The organism is Brevibacterium sp. S111, assembly GCF_004745075.1.
Classification (GTDB): domain Bacteria; phylum Actinomycetota; class Actinomycetes; order Actinomycetales; family Brevibacteriaceae; genus Brevibacterium.
In genome coordinates this window covers 91,804-107,858 of sequence record NZ_RHFH01000005.1, presented here as the reverse complement: position 1 = coordinate 107,858, position 16,055 = coordinate 91,804, and the positions used below count along the sequence as shown (strand labels likewise).

Below are 16,055 nucleotides of genomic sequence, written 5' to 3'. Positions count from 1 at the left end.
TTTGAGACGGTGGCTCAGGGACAGCTCAGAGCCGCGAGGTGCGCAGTCCGATGACCGACTGGGCAGCAGCGACAAGTGCGAGACCGAGCAGCGGAACCGCCGCCGACCCTGCGACTTCAAGGCCGAGGCCGAAGGCGAAGGGCCCGAGTGCTGCCAGTGCCACGCCGACTGCCGAGGTCACGGCCGAGACGGACGCGGTGTGAGCCGGTGATCGGCCGTATCCGATGATCTGGTCGTAGGAGACCCCGAGGCACAGACCTTGGGCCACACCGAGGAGGATCGTGACGATCAGAGCGGTCTGAGAGTCTGCGATGAGCAGGAGCACGACGCCGCCGACGGCCAGCAGCGGAGCGAACGGAGCGAGGATGCGAGAGGCTCCTCTGCCGAGGAGAGCAGGTGCGATGAGCCCGAAGGGGATGGCGATGACATTGATGAGGGAGACGAACCCTCCGGCGACCTGAGCCGACATCCCGTCGCCGACGAACACCGTAGGCAGCCACGCCGAGGTGGTGTAGAACATCAGAGAGGTGACACCGAGGAACAGCGCGAGCATCCACACATCGACATCGCCGAGGACGGCCTTCGCCCCGTGTCCGCCGCGCGGATCGTGCCCGCCACGTGGATTACTGCCCCGCGGTTCGTTTGCGGGGTCAACCGATTCATCAGTTGTGCCTTCGGTGCCTTCGGCGTAGGTGCGCGAGTAGAACCACCACAACACGAGCGCACCGGCGGAGACCACGATCCAGATGAGCAGTGTGCCGCGCCATTCGAGATCGAGGAACTCTCCGACAGGGACGGTCAGTGCCAGGGCCAGTGCCGGGCCCAGGCTCAATGACATCGAATAGACCCCGGTGAGGCGGGAACGGAGGGTGGTGCGTTCGGCGGAGATGATCGAAGGGGCGAGCACTGTGACGATCGCGATCGAAAAGCCGAGCATCCCGGTTCCGATGAGCAGCGGGGCCTCTCCGGGGATGGAGCGGATGACCGTTCCGGCCACGATCGCCAGGAGGGAGAGGCTGACAGTGCGGCTGCGCCCGAGGCGATTCGCCAACACCGGAGCGATCGGCGCTGCCAGCAGCGTCAGGGCCAGAGGCACGCTGGTCAGCAGGGAAACGAAGGTCTCTCCGTGTCCGGTGTCGTCCATCATGGCGGGCACGAGTGGAGACAGTGAGATGGTCGGGATCCGCAGACTCAGCCCGACAAGGAGGATCGCAGCCATGGCCAGGATCAGGGCCGCGAGCGGGTGGGGAAGTCGACCCCGCGGCGATGGGGAATCGGGTGCGTCTGACATCCCTGCCAACCTTAGCCGCGGCTGGTCCCAGGCCGATGGGCGGCCTCAGTTTGAGACGGCGGCCGTGGCAGGTGCGGCGGCTGATGTGCTCGCGGACTGCCTAGGCGCAGAAGTTCTCACTGGAACGAGGACGGGGCGCGGCCGATCTCGCGGGAGAAGGCCGTGGAGAACGCTGCCGGTGAAGAATAGCCGAGTCGCTCGGAGACCTGCGTGATCGTTTCCGACCGGAGCAGCCGCAGCCCGACAAGCATGCGTGCGCGGGTCCGCCATGCCGCCGGACTCATCCCAGTCTGCGCACGGAAGACACGGTCGAGGCTGCGTTCGCTCATCTGCAGCTGCCCGGCCCAGTCGCGATTGCTCAGCCCGAGCTCGGGTCCGTCGAGGTAGTCGATGCAGACCTGCCGCAGACGGGTCTCACGGGGGAGCGGCACTTCGAACGGAACCGCCGAGGCTCGCTGGAGTTCGAGAAGGATGAGCGCGAACACATGATGCTGGTAGGCGGTCATATCCTCGGCGATCTCGAACGAATCCGCGGTTTTCAAAAGCTCACGCAGTAAGGGTGTGACCGTGATGACCGTGCACGTCTCCGGCCACCACGGCACGCTGGCCGGTTCGATGTAGAGGCTCCACGTCGTGACGTCGAGGAAGCGGACAAGGTGGTCCACCTCGGCGGGGATGAGCACGGCCTGATGCGTCGGGACCGTCCACGAACCGTCCTGAGTCTCGACGAGCATAACCCCGGTCGACCCGTAGAGCAGCTGCGCACGCCGGTGGCGGTGATAGGGCAGGACCGTGTCCGGCGGGTACTGCGTGCCGACGGACAGCACGTCCCACGGATGGGAGTCGACGTCGTCGATGGCGAGGTTGGGCACGACTCGAGTGTAGTGGCGAATTCTCACAGATCAGCGGCAGACTATCGATTGCCTGCCTTGGGTGCGGTGCGCTGAGATAGGTGAGTGGAATTCATCGGACTCATTCTCATCGGCTGCCTCGTCGGGCTGACGACCGTGCTCTTCGGCTTCGGCGGCGGCTTCGTCACCGTCCCGATCATCACGCTCGTCGATGCCGATCTCGGATCAGACACGGCACGGGTTGCGGCGGCCACCTCGGCGCTGGTCATGCTCGTCAACGCCATCGTCGCCACGGTCTCGACGAAGCGGGAAACGCTCGCCCACCTCAAGGGACGGTGGTGGCTGCTCGGGCTGCTCGCCTTCGGTGGAGGGCTCGGGGCGCTCAGCGCAGGCTTCGCCCCGGATGTGCTGCTGCAGTGGGGATTCGTCATCTACATCGCCGTCACCGCCGTCGACCTGCTGCTGCGTCCGGGCTTCTTCCGCCCCGCCGCCCGCTTCAGGGAGGAGACCGGCGAGGGCGGGCGCGGAATCGCAGCGATCTGGGGTGTGCCGATCGGCGGACTGGCGTCGTTCCTCGGCGTCGGCGGATCGGTGATGACCGTGCCGATGATGCGCCGGTCGGGGGCGACGATGACCGTGGCCACGACCCTGGCCAACCCACTGACCTTGGTGATCATGAGCCCGGCCGTGCTCGTGACGATCCTCGCCCCGGCTTCTATCGACGCCCCCGGCATCGTCGGAGCCCTCGACCTCCACGCGGCATTGGCGCTGCTCATCGGCGGCATGCCGATCATCGTCTTCCTGCGCAGGCGCGTCCCGAAGATCCCGGAGATCCTCCACGCCTGGGGCTACTTCATCCTGCTCATCGCCGCCGGAGTCGTCGTCGCGGTGGCGTGAGGGGTGGCAGCTCAGTGTCGAGACAACGCCTGAGCGCCGAGACCACTGTGCGTGCACCGTTGTCTCGGCGCAAGACAGTGGTTTCGAAGAAGGTGCTCAGCTCTCCCAGCGGCGCTTGCGCAGGATGGGTGGCAGGCCGAAGTAGATCGGCGGGCGCGCCGAAGCTCCGGGCACTGAGTCGGCTGCATGCAGTGAATCGGCAGCGTGTGCCGAGGTGGCAACCGCGTCATCGCCGGAGGCAGACGTCGAGCCACCGGCGCTGCCGGCATCGGCGGCACCGCCGGCGCCCAGGGCCCACGCGCTCTCCCAGCTGATGAGCTCGCCCGCGTGGCAGACGGGGTCGCCTCCGCTTGACGGCGGCTCGGCCCACATCCACAGGTTGATCCCGTATTCCATGAGAACCAGCTTGCTGCCTGCTTCTCGCGTCGAGTTCTCCTTGACCAGGGTCGCCCGCAACTTCGCCGAAGCGTCCTCGAGGTCCGTCCACCCGTCTTGTCGGTGCGGCAGGTAGACCCACATCCCCGCGGGGACGTCGGAGGCAACGAGGTCGTCGGGAGCGGTGATTGTGATGCGTGGCCCGGGACGAGCCCCTGGATCGACTGAGGCGAGCAACTCCCCGAAGCACGCCCAGGCCACCTCGGGGGAGGGCGCGACGATGAGCTGGCCGGCCGCCTCGGTGCGCACTTCATCAGGGGAAAGATGGGTGAACGGATTCGCCCGCATCGACCCGAGCACCTGCGTCCAGTGCCCCGGCACCGTCCCGTCGGCCAGAAATCCGCTGGTGCGCGGTCGCTCCTCATCGTGTCGCATCGACAATCCTCCTCGCCGAGGCTGCTCACCGTCCCCTTCCATCATGCACCCACCCGCCGGTGGAGTCAGGGGCGGTGGCCGGCAGAAGGGGCTGTAGGCAGGAGTCAGGTCGTGCGCTGTGCCCGCACTGATGCGTGAAAGACCAGCCTTTAGGAGAACACGCCCCAGACGATCACGATTGCGAGAATAACTCCGACCAGCCACGTCCAAGGACTACCGAAGTTGATGGTCCAGCCCCACCCATAGCGTTTGGGAATCAGCGGAGCGTGGTCTCGCATCGATGCGTAGAAGAGGCCCAGTTTCCAGTTGGAATCGTCTTGGCGCAGCGCCTCGACGTTGGGGTCCTCGCTCATTGAGTGTCACAGCCTTCCGGCGGTCGAGATTATGCGTGTAGTCGTCAGCCTACGCCCGGAATTCGCTCGTTCGGCAGCGCTCTACAGAGAGATTCTCCGGTCATCTAACGAATGGGATACGTTCTGGCCTATCGTGCGCCATCGACACTCCGCCCGCTCTACACTGATCGAAGTGGATCGAGCAGCGGCATTCGTGTCGGCTCGGTCCACGTCCACGTCTGAACGATCTCGCCCCACCGGCGAGCCCGCACCTTGCGAAAGTCCATGCCCATGCTCTCTTCCCCACGCCGCGCCCATGCGGCACTCGCGGCAGTCCTCACTCTCGGCCTTCTCTCCGGATGCGCCGAGGCGACCGAACCGACCGTCGACACCGCCTCATCCAGCACGGCCGACCCCAAGCCCAGTCGGGAGGCCCCGGAACCGACCAGCGATTCCGCTGCGCCGACGACACCCGATGACGACGACGACGGCCAGGACGGGGACGAAGGTCGAGCAGGCAGTTCGACGCCCGGCACCGCCTCGGCGATGTTGGACGAACTTGCGGTCAAGGGCCGGGCACCGAAGACCGGCTACGACGGTGACCTGTTCAAATGGCGTTCGGACACCGACCACAACGGCTGCGACACCCGCAACGATGTGCTCCGCCGCGATCTCACGGACATCACGCTCAAGGCGGGTACGCAGGGATGCATCGTCCTGGCCGGCACGATCGCCGACTCGTACAAGGGCGAGACCTATGACTTCGATCGCGGCGCGAATGCCGTCGACATCGACCACGTCGTCGCCCGATCGAATGCCTGGCAGACCGGTGCCGCACAGTTCGACGAGGAGACGCTGAAGGAATTCGGCAACGACCCCCTCAACCTGCTCGCCGTGAGCTCGAGCCTCAACCGGCAGAAGGGCGACGCTGATGCCGCGACTTGGCTGCCTCCGAACAAGTCCTACCGCTGCGAATACGTCGCCCGACAGATCGCCGTGAAACACAAATACGAGCTGTGGGTGGTCCCGCCGGAGAAGACCGCCATGGAGCGCGTCCTCGACACCTGCGAGGACCAGCCCGCCTTCACCGAGGATGTCGACTGGCCCGGCCCCGGCGACGGTGACAACGTCACCACGAAAGAAGAGACCCGCCCAGCGAAACAGAAGTCCTCGAGCTCAGGATCCTCGGACAGCTCGCCGTCGGGCACCGGAGCGTCAGGTTCAGGCTCGTCATCGAGCGGATCGTCGAACTCATCGACATCCTTCGAAAACTGCACTGCCGCCCGCGAAGCCGGCGCCGCCCCCGTCCACCGCGGCGACCCCGGATATGGGTCCCACCTCGACCGGGACGGCGATGGAGTCGGCTGCGAATAGCCGCCTCGGCGGGGTGGGTGTGTTGGCTCACAAAACCGGTAGGTAATCTAAGCGCAGACCCGATGTTCGACCACGGCGAGCCCACCGCGAACACCGACCCTGGTCACCGACGATGAGGAGCCCCACCATGTCCGGATTGGATACCGCCCTGACCCCGCTGCGCTTCCTCGAGCGCTCGCTCGAAGCTCACCCCGATCGCGAGGCGATCGTCGACGGGCCCCGCCGCTTCACCTACCGAGACATGGCCGAGACCGTGCAGAACCTCGCCGAAGGCTTGGTCCGCCGCGGCCTCAAGGAGGGCGACACCGTCGCCGTGCTCGCCCCGAACAGCGCCGAGGCGCTCATCGCCCACTACGCCGTCCCTCTGGCCGGCGGGGTGCTCGTCATGCTCAACACCCGCCTGGCCCCGCCCGAGGTCGAATACATCCTCGGACACAGCGAAGTGAAGTTCCTCTTCGGCGACGCCGGCCTCCTCCAGCCGGTCATCGACGCCGGTGCAGCGAACGCAGTCGAAACCATCGTCGTCCACCCCGACGAAGACGGCACCCCCGGTGACGTCAGCGCCGCGGAACTCAGCCTGGAAGCGTATGCCGACTGGACCGCCTCGGCGCCGGAATCACCCCGGGCCTATGAGGTCGCAGACGAGACCGCGACGATCACGGTCAACTACACCTCGGGCACCACGGGCCGACCCAAGGGCGTGATGTACACCCACCGCGGGGCATACCTGAACTCGCTCGGCGAGGTCATCACGCAGGACTTCGCACCGCTGACCCGCTACCTGTGGACGCTGCCGATGTTCCACTGCAACGGCTGGTGTACGACCTGGGCGCTGACCGCAGTGTCGGGCACACACGTGTGCATCCGGGCCGTGCGCGGACCCGAGGCCTGGCGGCTCATCGACGACGAGCAGGTCACGCGCATGGCCGGCGCACCGGTCGTGCTCAACACCATCGCCGGTGCCAAGGAAGCCCATTCCATGGACGGCGAGCTGTCGATCACCACGGCCGGAGCCCCGCCGTCACCGACGACGATCGCTCTCCTGGAGGGACTGGGAATCGAGGTCATCCACGTCTACGGGCTCACCGAATCCTACGGCCCGTACTCCTCGTGCGAACCGCAGCCCGAATGGACCGGCCTGCCCGTCGAGGAACGCGCGGCCCTGAAATCACGGCAGGGGATCGGCATGATCAGCGCTGATCGCATGCGCGTCGTCGAGCTCCGCGACGATGATGTGCTCGCCGACGTACCCCGTGACGGAGCGACGATGGGCGAGATCGTCATGCGCGGCAACAACGTGATGAAGGGGTATCTCAATTCTCCCGAGGACACCGAGGTGGCCTTCCGCGGCGGCTGGTTCCACACCGGCGACCTCGCCGTCATGCACCCCGACGGCTATGTCCAGATCCTCGACCGGGCCAAGGACATCGTCATCTCCGGCGGAGAGAACATCTCCACCATCGAGGTCGAGCAGGCGATCGTCGCCCACGAATCCGTCGCCGAGGCGGCCGTCGTCGGAATGCCCGACGAGAAGTGGGGACAGCGACCGTTGGCCTACGTGGTGCTGAGAGAAGGAGCGAGCCTCGACGCGGACGAACTCATCGCCTTCGTCAAGACCCGCATCGCCTCGTATAAGGCACCGGCCGGCATCGAATTCGTCGACGCGCTGCCGACGACGTCGACGGGCAAGATCCGCAAGAACGCGTTGCGGGAGATGGCGGGGAGCTGAAGTCTTCTGGGACGACGGCTCTGTGGAGGAGCGAGTATTATTCGCAGCATGAAGACTTTGGAGCAGATGCGTGCGGAACGGCTCGGTCGGATGTCCGAAAAAGAGCGCACCGAATATGAAGTTGGCTATGAGGAGATCGACGCCGGCATTCGCATTTCTCAGCTGTTCTACGACGAGCGGATGGAGCTCGGGCTGACTCAGGCTGAACTGGCCAAGCGAATGCACACAACCCAGGCGGCCATCGCCCGAATCGAAAATGGAGCTGTCATGCCCGGCACAGGAATGCTGGAGCGGTTGGCCCGTGTTGCGCACAAGCGCGTCGCGCTGGTCTGAGGCGGGCAGCGTCACATCAGCTGTCCTGCTTCGGCAGCGGCACGTTCTGCAGACGGAGCTGACCGCGCGAGAGCTGTTTGCCCGTCGCCGCATCCGTGATGATGACCTCCCACAGCTGCTGCGTCCGTCCCTGGTAGAGGGCGGTGGCTTCGACGGCGACCCGAGCGCCCTGGCTGGGGCGGAGGAAGTCGGTGGCATTGTGGACACCGACGGCGAACTCGCCGCGATCGGCTACAGCATGGCTCGCACCGATGCTGCCGGCGCTTTCGACGATGCTGGTGTAGACGCCGCCGTGGACGACGCCCCACGGAGTGTGGTGGTTCTCATCAAGATCCGCATGTCCCCGCACCGAGGTGGCCGTGACCTCCTCGACGACGAGGCCGGTGGCCGCAACGAACCGGCTCGAACCCTGCAAAGAGACATCGGGCAGTGCCGCACTGTTGGGCTGTGAGGCGGCGTCGTTATTCATAGGTACTCCTTCGAGGGGACACAACCAGAGGCTGATTGAACGTTCGAAATCCACCTTACCCGTGTGCGTTCAGCTCTCACCGACTGTCGTGGGCCCGGCTCATGAGAACAGTGCGAGCCCGTAGACCGCGAAGACGATGAGCAGCGCGGCTCCGTGAATGGCGGTGACCCGCCTGCCCGCGAACGCTATGATCGTGACCAGCAGTGTGATCGCCAGCAGCGCCAGATTGATCGGGGATTCGGCGAGTACGATCTGCTGATCGGTGAGCATTCCGATGACGAGCACCGTCGGGATCGTCAGCCCCACCGTCGACACCTGTGCGCCGTGGCAGAGGTTGCTCACGCGCTGGATCTCCCCGTTCCAGGCCGCCCGCAGAGAGGTGAGCGTCTCGGGCAGGAACACGATCATCGCAATGACCACTCCGGACAGCGCCACTGGAGCGCCGAGGCGGCCCAGGCCGTCATCGAGCAGCGTGGCCATATCGTGGGAGAGCAGGACAATCGGCAACACCGTGGCGACGAGGAGGACCAGCCGAATGATGATCTCCAATCGGTGGGTCGAGAGGATCTCGACGATTCCCTGAAGCTCGTTCTCAACCTGGTCGGCCGCCTCGGGTCGGCTTGACTCACCAAGACCCGCCGCCTCGGTGGGGGAGGAGTGCGTCGTTCCTGCAGTCGATGAGGCACCCGCCGAGGCTGCACCGACGGGGACCACCTCGGTGAATTCGTGGGCCTGCGGTCCCATCTGCCGGTAGAGGAAGAAGACGTAGGCGCCGACGGTGACGACGATGATCGGGATCTCCTGCCAGATCTCATAGGCGCCGTCGGGCGTGCCGATGAGGGCGGGCACGGCGAAGGCGAGGGCGGCGAAGACGACGATCATCACGAGGTAGGACGAGACGCCCGTGCGGTTGTGCTCCATGGCTCCGTGGCGCAGCCCACCGATGAGCAGGCACAGGCCGACCACGGCTGCGAGGATGATCATCGACACCGCCATCACCGAATCGCGGGCGATCGTGGCGTGATCGCCGGGGCCGAGCAGGACGGCGGCGATGAGGATGACCTCGATGAGGCAGATCGAAATCGTCAGCACGAGCGAGCCATAGGGATCGCCGAGGCGGGTCGCGAGATGTTCGGCCTCGGTGACGACACCGAAGGCACAGATGAGGATGACCGCGATGATGACGATGAGCGCGGTGACGAGCACCGGCATGGGCACCGGAGGAGTGAGCAGGGAACCGAGCAGCTGCAGGGCGAGGAATGCGCCCCAGCCGAGGATGAGCCGAACGATCGCGATCGGCGTGATGATGGTGCGGAGGGCGGCGGACATAAGAGAGTCTCCCTGTCTCTGAGGCCGTCCTCATCGTGACTATCCAGCGACCGGGTCGTCCCGGTCGGTTCCTTCCAGTTTCAGGATATCCAAGCTGGTCAGTGCCCTCAAATCGGAGGTGTCCTCGGGTGTTCCGGCCGCACGCCCAAGCCGATGAGGCGACCGGTCAGATGTCTCAATCGCGGAATACGCCGCAGGAGCCTCAGCGGGAGAGGCAGCGTGGCAGCGCCCCGTTTCGCCACGGAGCTGGCGTAGAGGCCGCTGAGGATCCGCGTTTGGAATGCCTGCGTGATCCGAGTCGGCAGGGACCGACGGCGCTGGACGGCGTCGAGTTCACCTTCGTGCGGAGTCCGTGTGCGCAGTACCGGGGCGAGCAGGTTCGCTGTGGCCACGGCATCCTGGATCGCAAGGTTGATGCCGACTCCTCCGGCGGGTGACATCGCATGTGCCGCATCGCCGATGCAGAGCAGTCCCGGTCGGTGCCACTTCCGGAGGCGATCCACAGAGACTTTGAGTTCCTGCACCTTGCCCCAATCATCGAGGCCGAGGAGCCTGTTGCGAAAACCGGGTTGCAGGTGTGCCACTCGCCGCTGCAGCGCCGTCGGACCATCGGCGCGAATGACGTCTCCGGTGCCGGGCGGGATGGCATAGGCGAGCTGCCAGTACTCGCCGCGGTTGATGGAGATCAGCGAACCCTGTCCGCCGGTGAAGAGGGGGAGACGTTCGCCTTCCGAGCGGGGTAGCCGGAACCAGAGCACGTCGATGGGTGCTCCGATGTCGTGGCCGGGCAGCCCGGATCCCCGCTTGGTGAAGCCGCGACGGCCGTCGGCGCCGATGACCAGTCGGGAGAGTACGCGCAGGGACTGCCCCCTGCGGTGGCCGAGGATTCCGCGAACACGGTGCCCCTGGGTGATCAGCTTGAGTGCGGTGGCCTCGGGGAGGAAGGTGAAGTGGGGATAGAGCTTGCCTTTCTCCAGCAGGAACGCGAGAAAGTCCCACTGCGGGACGAAGGCGATGAACCGATGCCGGACCGGCAGATGAGAGAAATCGGCGACGGTGACGCGATCGTTTCCGAACGCGACCTCGACGGAGTCCATTCTGGTGTGGGGCAGGGAGAGGAACTCGTCGACCCAGCCGAGTTCGTGCAGCACCTCCAGTGTCGAAGGGTGGATTGTGTCTCCGCGGAAATCGCGGAGGAAGTCGTCGTGCTTCTCGATGACGGTGACATCCACTCCTGCACGCGCCAGCAGCACACCTGTCATGAGTCCGGCGGGCCCACCGCCGACCACGCAGGCATCAGTGGTGATTGTTCTCTGCTGAGCATTCTCATCGTCGGCCATGTGGCGATCGTGATGAGGACGCAGGCACAATGGCAAGTGTGGTGAATAAGCGACGAGGACGTCCCCGCGGTGTGTCTGATACTAGCGACCGGCTGATCGATGCAGGCAGGCGGCAGTTCCTCGCGCATGGGTACCGTGCCGTTTCGGCGCGCAGCATCGCTGCCGAGGCCGGTGTCGACCATGCGATGGTGAATTACCATTTCGGCGGGAAGGAAGGGCTTTTCAACGCCGTACTGGACTTGGTCATCAGCCCGGGCGCAGTATTCGACTCGGTCGTCGACTCGGGGCCCGGCTCAGGGGCCAGCACGAGGACGGACGACGACTTCGCCCGTCGACTCCTCAATGCCGCAATCGTCTATTGGGACGCTCCGACGACTCAGACTCGACTGCGCCGGCTCCTCTCCGACGCGGACGAGAACTCCGCATCCGCCGGCACCACGGCGTCACGCAGCTACATCGAGACTCAGCTGTTCGAGCGGCTGGTTGCACTGATCGGCGGTGAGAATGCGCGAGGCTGGGCCAGCGGCGCCGCAGCGACCATCGCTGGAGTCTTCGTCACCCGCTATGTCTATCGAATCGAGCCCATTGTCAGCATGAGCCGCCAGGAGATCGTCTACTTCGTCGCACCTGCGCTGCACGCGAGTCTCACCAAGAGACGCCTCGTCGATTGACCCGATCACTGGGGCCGGACCGCGTCGGAAAGAGTCTTGGCACACCGGAGGCCTGTCAGCGTGAGTCTGCGCGGGAGGGCAACGCAAGTCGAGTGATCGCCGCCCCTGCCAAGGCGATGCACGCCCCGAGCAGAGCGCACACGTGGAGGCCCGAGACGAATGCGGCATCCGAGGCGGCGATGATCGTCGCCGGGTCGGAGACGCTGGAACCTACCGTGCTGAGAGCGGCCTGAGTCGCTTGGATCGACGACGCCGCAGTCTCGCGCAGCTGTGCAGGCAGGTCGCCGAGGTGGCCCGTGATCTGCGAGCGGTAGACACTCGTGAGGATCGCCCCGAGCACAGCCGTGCCCAGAGCGCCGCCGATCTGCCGGAAGGTGTTGCTGGTTGCCGAAGCCGATCCCGCTCGCTGCCGGGGCACGGAGGCCATGATCGCCGATGAGGCCGAGGGCATGATGAAGGCGATCCCCACGCCGATGAGGAACAGGGCGGTCCCGACCTTCCAGAGCGAGCTGTCGACATCGAGGCTTGAGAAGAGCAGCAGTGCCGATGCCAGGGCGAGCATGCCGAATGCGCTGGTGGAACGCGGACCGTACTTCTGGGCGAGCCTCGGCGTCTGGGAGGAGAAGGCGAGCTGAGCGGCGGCGAGGGGAAGCATGAGCAGACCGGTGGCGATCACACTGAGGTGTCGGAGACTGAGGAGGTAGAACGCGATGACGAAGGTGGTTCCGAGCATCGAGAAGAACGCCAGGGTCATGACTGCGATCGATCCGGAGAACGCCCTCATACGGAACCAGCCGACTTCGATCAGGGGCGACGGGGCGCGACGCTCCCACATGATGAACGTGGCGAGAGCGATGCCGCCGCCGAGGGCAGGCAGCCAGACCCGGCTGCTTGCCCACTCGCCCGTATCTCCGCCGCGGATGATTCCGGCGACGAGCAGACCCATCCCCGCCATGGACAGAAGGATCCCGGGGACATCCACTCTGCCCGGTCGCGGATTGCGCGACTCGGGCACGAGCGCGGCCATAGCGATCACGGCGATGGCCACCAGGGGCACATTGATCAGGAAGATCGATCCCCACCGCAGATGGTCGAGAAGCAGGCCGCCGACGATCGGGCCCAATGCCACCGCAATCCCGACTCCACCCGACCAGATGCCGATGGCCTTCGGGCGCTCCTCGGAGCTGAAGGTGTGGGAGATGACCGCCAGTGTCGTCGGCGTGATGAGCGCGGCGGCCAAACCGAGCACCGTGCGGCCGCCGATGAGCATCGGGCCGTTCACTGAAAATGCGCACCACAACGAAGCCATGCCGAAGAGCGCCATCCCGGCGAGCAGCACTCGTCGACGTCCGAGCCGGTCGGCGAGCATGCCTGCCGTGAGCATCATTCCGGCCATCACCAGCGTGTAGGCGTTGATCGACCACAGCAGCTCTCCCTGGCTCAACCCCAATCCGGCTGGTGCCGGCTGGGACAGGCGCTGCACGGCCACTCCCAGGATCGTGGTATCCATCTGGACGACTACGAGGCCGAGGATCAGCACTCCCGGGGTCCACCACCGCCTCGGTGTCGGGGCATCGGTGTTCATCATTCGCGCTCCAAAAGTCTAATGCAACAGGTGGCGTGTTAAGCATAAAGAGCGGCATTCTCTAATGCAACACTCGTCGTGTTAGCCTGAAGGCGTGCAGGCAGATTCAGTGACGGAGAGAACGGGCGGCCGCAGTGCGCGGGTGCGCGCCGCGGCGCTGCGAGCGGTCGCCGAGCTCCTCGACGAGCAGTCAGCCGAAGAGATCACCACCGCCGAGGTCGCCCGTCGTTCAGGGGTGAATCGTTCGACCCTGCACCGACGGTGGGGCGGGGTCTCAGGGCTGCTCGCCGATCTCGCGTTCGAGCAGCTCGAGGAATCGAGTCCACTTCCCCCGGTGTCGGGAGACCTCCGGCAGGCGCTCCTCGAATGGGCCCGCAGGGTCATTGAGGCGCTCGAGTCCTATCCGCCCGGACACTCGCCCTTCATCGCAGGTCTCATGCGAGCGGCCCAGAGGGGCGGCGTCATCCCGGCCGAGGTCGTCAGGCCCCGCCTCGACTCGCTCGCCGATCTGCTCACCCAGGCGGCTGGTCGCGGCTGGCAGATGCGGTTGTCCGAGCGTGACCTCGTCGAGATCGTGCTGCTTCCGATCTACGCGGCGAAGCTTCTGAGCTCCGAGCCGTTGACCGACGACCTGGCGGTGCGTCTCGTCGATCGTTTCCTGCTGCTCAACGGCAGCGGCGAGACTTCCGCCGACTCCTAGCGCCGCCCTTCGCGGGGCGGCTGTTTCTGCGCTGCGAGCCCGACGTCTTTGCCGGGGCTCGGACCGATGCGGTCTGCGAGTCCCGCGATGAGCAGAGACAGGCTCCGTTCGAAGAGCAGATCCACATCGAGCTCGTAGCCTGAGTCGGCCAGAACGGAGAGAGCTGGGTGTCGGCCGTCGGAGATGTGAGCGACGAGGTCGTTCCTGCGGGCATCGATCCAGGCGTCCGCGTCGATCCCTGTCTCTGACTCGGCGTCGATCTCGGGTTCGAGCAGGATCGCAATGCCGCGTGTCTGGGTGAACAGGACGATGTGAGCCTCGAACGCTTCTTCGGGGGTCATCCCCGCCTGTCTGAGGGTCTCGAGCGCCCATTCGGCGAAGCTCAGCGCGGCGGGAACCAGCTGGGGGCGGGTCACGGAGACGACCTGCGCCAGCCAGGGATGCGCCCGGAAGATCCGCCAGAGTTCACGGTGGCCGGCCGTGAGCCGCTCTCGCCATGACGGACTCCATCGGCCCGGATGCCACCCTCCCAGCGCGGAATCGATCATGCGCCGTTCGAACTCCTGACGATCCGACACGTGTCGGTACAGGGACTTCGGCACCGTATGCAGAGCATGCGCCACACGGCGGATGGTCACGGCGTCCAAACCTTCGGCGTCGGCGACTGCGATGCCTGCTGCGACGATCCGATTCACGGCGATTGTCTTGGCGCGGGTGATCTCGGGAGGTGAATGTCGACCGTGTGCTCCGGCCGTCTGCTGCGTTGATCTACCACCGATCGGGAGGCCGCTGGTGACGATGGTCCCGACTCCGGGCTCCGAGTGGGCGAGTCCCTCTGCGCGCAGCAGTGCGTGGGCTCTGCTGGCTGTGGCGATTGCGACATTCCAGGTGCGCGTGATTTCGCGCGCCGAAGGAAGCCGATCGCCAGCGGTCAGATCCCCGCTGAGGATCGTCTCCCGCAGTTCGGCTGCGATATCGGCCGCGGACACCATGTCGATCGTCCTTCCGTACTAGAACACCACCGATCGTGCGGCGGTCGGAGGCCTGCTGCGAGCCGACGTGACCGTCAGTGCACTAGTACATTATTGCCCTCGCTGCCGCCCTGTTCCTAGGGTCATCGACCATGAAGAGCAGACACATCCTCATCTCCGGGTGCAGCATCGCAGGCCTGACATGCGCGTACTGGCTGCGCAGATATGGTTTCACGGTGACGATCGTCGAGATCGCCGAGGCGCCGCGCAGCGGTGGTCAGGCGGTCGACCTGCGCGGGGCGGGTCGAACCGTGATCGAACGAATGGGACTGCTCGACGAGGCGCGCATGCGCAGCCTCGATCAGGAGGGCATCGCCTGGGTCGACGAACACGGCAGGATCAGGGCCTCGATGGCGGCCGATGCCTTCGGGGGCGAGGGCTTCGTCTCTGAGATCGAGATCCTCCGCGGCGACCTCGTGGAGCTGCTTCAGGCGAGCGTGGATGGAGTCGACTGCCTTTTCGACGACTCGATCGTCGAACTGTCCCAGGACGCCGAAGGCGTCGACGTGGTCTTCCTCTCTGGGCGGCGTCAGCGCTTCGACTATGTCATCGGCGCCGACGGATTGCATTCGACTGTCCGCTCGCTTGCCTTCGCCGAGGAGGCTGATGTGGTCGAGCCGCTCGGGCTGTGCATCGCCTGGTTCGCCGCTCCCGCGTTTGCCGACTGTCAGGGCTGGTATCACAATTACAATCGCCGGGGCGGACTTGCCGCTTCCATTCGCCCGGGCCGTCGGCCCGGAGAGTCGAAGGCGGCGCTGAGTTTCCGTGTTCGTTCGGGGGAGGGGGCCGGCATTGACCGGCACGATCGCCAGGGGCAGCTCGCACTGCTCAGAGAGCGGTTCGACGGAGCCGGATGGCACACCGAAGACCTTCTCCCTGCAGCATCGAATGCTGAGGATTTCGCTTTCGATGAGCTCGGCCAGGTGAGAATGGATCGATGGTGGCAGGACAGATGTGCACTCATCGGTGACGCGGCGGCGGCTCCGAGCCCGCTGAGTGGATTGGGGACGAGCGTGGCGCTGGTCGGCGCCTATGTCCTGGCTGGACAGCTCGCGCGATGCCATGACCCTCGGCTCGCGGGTCGCACCTATGATCGCCTGGTTCGCCCGTACGCAGTCGAGTCCCAGGAGCTGCCAGGCGGAGGTGCGGGGTTCGCGCCCAGAAGCGATCTCGGCATCTGGCTGATGCGTACATCGATGCGGCTGGCCGGTCGGTGGCCGCTGCGCGACTTACTGGCGAGGCAGTTCGCGAAATCCGCCGACATCGTCCTGCCCGACTATTCCGACTGCCGCGTTGTCGATGGGTGAGGTGGT

General features: G+C 65.7%; 16 protein-coding genes. 7 read left to right on the top strand and 9 right to left on the bottom strand.

Annotated elements, in window-relative coordinates:
- Positions 1 to 25 precede the first annotated feature (25 nt).
- Both EB836_RS07410 and EB836_RS07405 read right to left on the bottom strand, forming a co-directional pair.
- Positions 26 to 1,291 carry an MFS transporter gene (locus EB836_RS07410; RefSeq protein ID WP_135539020.1) on the bottom strand — a complete coding sequence of 422 codons (1,266 nt, stop codon included), beginning with the start codon at positions 1,289 to 1,291 and terminating at the stop codon, positions 26 to 28.
- Between the two features lie 116 nt (positions 1,292 to 1,407).
- Entirely contained in the window at positions 1,408 to 2,163 is a 756-nt protein-coding gene (locus EB836_RS07405) for a helix-turn-helix transcriptional regulator (RefSeq protein WP_135539018.1), read from the bottom strand.
- Between the two features lie 84 nt (positions 2,164 to 2,247).
- Between EB836_RS07405 and EB836_RS07400 the strand changes: the two genes are divergently transcribed.
- Positions 2,248 to 3,039 carry a sulfite exporter TauE/SafE family protein gene (locus tag EB836_RS07400; RefSeq protein WP_135539016.1) on the top strand — a complete coding sequence of 264 codons (792 nt, stop codon included), beginning with the start codon at positions 2,248 to 2,250 and terminating at the stop codon, positions 3,037 to 3,039.
- Positions 3,040 to 3,135: 96 nt separating this feature from the next.
- Here the strand turns inward: EB836_RS07400 and EB836_RS07395 are convergent, their stop codons facing one another.
- Both EB836_RS07395 and EB836_RS07390 read right to left on the bottom strand, forming a co-directional pair.
- Positions 3,136 to 3,849, bottom strand: coding sequence for a hypothetical protein (locus EB836_RS07395; RefSeq protein WP_167854398.1), 714 nt, complete (start codon positions 3,847 to 3,849; stop codon positions 3,136 to 3,138).
- A 149-nt stretch (positions 3,850 to 3,998) separates the two neighbouring features.
- Complete coding sequence (locus tag EB836_RS07390; RefSeq protein WP_135539012.1) at positions 3,999 to 4,202, bottom strand: DUF5808 domain-containing protein; 204 nt, start codon at positions 4,200 to 4,202, stop codon at positions 3,999 to 4,001.
- Between the two features lie 270 nt (positions 4,203 to 4,472).
- Between EB836_RS07390 and EB836_RS07385 the strand changes: the two genes are divergently transcribed.
- From EB836_RS07385 to EB836_RS07375, 3 genes are all read left to right on the top strand, one after another.
- Complete coding sequence (locus EB836_RS07385) at positions 4,473 to 5,555, top strand: DUF1524 domain-containing protein (RefSeq protein ID WP_135539010.1); 1,083 nt, start codon at positions 4,473 to 4,475, stop codon at positions 5,553 to 5,555.
- A 127-nt stretch (positions 5,556 to 5,682) separates the two neighbouring features.
- Positions 5,683 to 7,284: an AMP-binding protein gene (locus EB836_RS07380; RefSeq protein ID WP_135539008.1), complete on the top strand. Its 1,602-nt coding sequence runs from the start codon at positions 5,683 to 5,685 to the stop codon at positions 7,282 to 7,284.
- A gap of 48 nt (positions 7,285 to 7,332) precedes the next feature.
- Positions 7,333 to 7,617 carry a helix-turn-helix transcriptional regulator gene (locus EB836_RS07375; RefSeq protein ID WP_135539006.1) on the top strand — a complete coding sequence of 95 codons (285 nt, stop codon included), beginning with the start codon at positions 7,333 to 7,335 and terminating at the stop codon, positions 7,615 to 7,617.
- A 16-nt stretch (positions 7,618 to 7,633) separates the two neighbouring features.
- Here EB836_RS07375 and EB836_RS07370 read toward each other — a convergent pair whose 3' ends face one another.
- The 3 genes from EB836_RS07370 to EB836_RS07360 form a co-directional block, all read right to left on the bottom strand.
- A complete protein-coding gene (locus tag EB836_RS07370; protein ID WP_135539005.1) occupies positions 7,634 to 8,086 on the bottom strand; it encodes a PaaI family thioesterase in 453 nt (150 codons plus the stop codon).
- Positions 8,087 to 8,185: 99 nt separating this feature from the next.
- A complete protein-coding gene (locus EB836_RS07365; protein WP_135539003.1) occupies positions 8,186 to 9,415 on the bottom strand; it encodes a calcium:proton antiporter in 1,230 nt (409 codons plus the stop codon).
- Positions 9,416 to 9,522: 107 nt separating this feature from the next.
- On the bottom strand, positions 9,523 to 10,755 hold the full coding sequence (locus EB836_RS07360) for an FAD-dependent oxidoreductase (protein ID WP_135539001.1): 1,233 nt from the start codon (positions 10,753 to 10,755) through the stop codon (positions 9,523 to 9,525).
- Positions 10,756 to 10,826: 71 nt separating this feature from the next.
- On the opposite strand from EB836_RS07360, the gene EB836_RS07355 reads away from it, so the two are divergent.
- Entirely contained in the window at positions 10,827 to 11,426 is a 600-nt protein-coding gene (locus EB836_RS07355) for a TetR family transcriptional regulator (protein WP_167854392.1), read from the top strand.
- A 55-nt stretch (positions 11,427 to 11,481) separates the two neighbouring features.
- Here EB836_RS07355 and EB836_RS07350 read toward each other — a convergent pair whose 3' ends face one another.
- Positions 11,482 to 13,014 carry an MFS transporter gene (locus EB836_RS07350; protein WP_205683330.1) on the bottom strand — a complete coding sequence of 511 codons (1,533 nt, stop codon included), beginning with the start codon at positions 13,012 to 13,014 and terminating at the stop codon, positions 11,482 to 11,484.
- 106 nt (positions 13,015 to 13,120) lie between these two features.
- Between EB836_RS07350 and EB836_RS07345 the strand changes: the two genes are divergently transcribed.
- Positions 13,121 to 13,711: a TetR-like C-terminal domain-containing protein gene (locus tag EB836_RS07345; protein WP_167854391.1), complete on the top strand. Its 591-nt coding sequence runs from the start codon at positions 13,121 to 13,123 to the stop codon at positions 13,709 to 13,711.
- Here EB836_RS07345 and EB836_RS07340 read toward each other — a convergent pair.
- On the bottom strand, positions 13,708 to 14,703 hold the full coding sequence (locus tag EB836_RS07340; RefSeq protein ID WP_135538996.1) for a TetR/AcrR family transcriptional regulator C-terminal domain-containing protein: 996 nt from the start codon (positions 14,701 to 14,703) through the stop codon (positions 13,708 to 13,710). The genes EB836_RS07345 and EB836_RS07340 overlap by 4 nt on opposite strands.
- A 131-nt stretch (positions 14,704 to 14,834) precedes the next feature.
- Here EB836_RS07340 and EB836_RS07335 point away from each other — a divergent pair, with 131 nt between their 5' ends.
- On the top strand, positions 14,835 to 16,049 hold the full coding sequence (locus EB836_RS07335; protein ID WP_135538994.1) for an FAD-dependent monooxygenase: 1,215 nt from the start codon (positions 14,835 to 14,837) through the stop codon (positions 16,047 to 16,049).
- The last annotated feature ends 6 nt before the right edge of the window (positions 16,050 to 16,055 follow it).